The sequence below is a fragment of the Candidatus Pelagibacter communis genome (assembly GCF_001179945.1).
Taxonomy (GTDB): domain Bacteria; phylum Pseudomonadota; class Alphaproteobacteria; order Pelagibacterales; family Pelagibacteraceae; genus Pelagilacustribacter; species Pelagilacustribacter ubique_A.
Genome location: NZ_CVSG01000078.1, coordinates 1 through 603 on the forward strand (window position 1 = coordinate 1; position 603 = coordinate 603).

Consider the following 603-nt stretch of genomic DNA (forward strand, 5'->3'; position numbering starts at 1 on the left):
GAAAAAAATTTTGGTTTTTCACATGTTGTTTTGAAATGAAATTTTTTTCTAGTTCTAGCTGATTTATGAATTCCTTCGATAATATTCAGAACGTGTAAAGATAAATTCCCATTACATCTATGTTTTTTCTTATTTTGAATAGAATAAATCATTTCTGCCAGTCCTACACCTCTATAATTAGCATTAGTAGGTGACTCGTTTGCTCTAGAGCTTTGAGTTCGAATATTTATTTTTCCTAAAATCATTTTATTTGTTTTATAATTTTTCCATTTACTTCCTAATTTTGTGCTCAATAAAACAGATCCTCCAAACATGTTTGGGTCTGGAACTATCATAGATCCTTTCTCTCCATATAATTCTATATGATTTCTTAGGTGAGAAATCACATCAAATGATAATGTTAATCTGATAATTGTCCCATTTTGAAATCTAATGGTTGAAAAGTAAGTGGTTGGACATTCTACTTTAATCCTTTTTCCTTTTTTTGGTCCAATACCAATAATTCTTTTTTTTGTATTGTAATTACAAGTGCTAGTTACGTAGCTTGCAGGACCTAATAGATTTACTAGTGCTGTCAAATAATAAGGACCCATATCAATAACT

General features: G+C 29.2%; 1 protein-coding gene. It reads right to left on the reverse strand.

The genetic code is table 11. From position 1 onward, the window contains the following. Positions 1 to 593 (reverse strand): Gfo/Idh/MocA family protein (locus AMN78_RS03380; protein WP_338140334.1); only part of this gene is annotated, 593 nt, incomplete at its 3' end. Between the last annotated feature and the right edge of the window lie 10 nt (positions 594 to 603).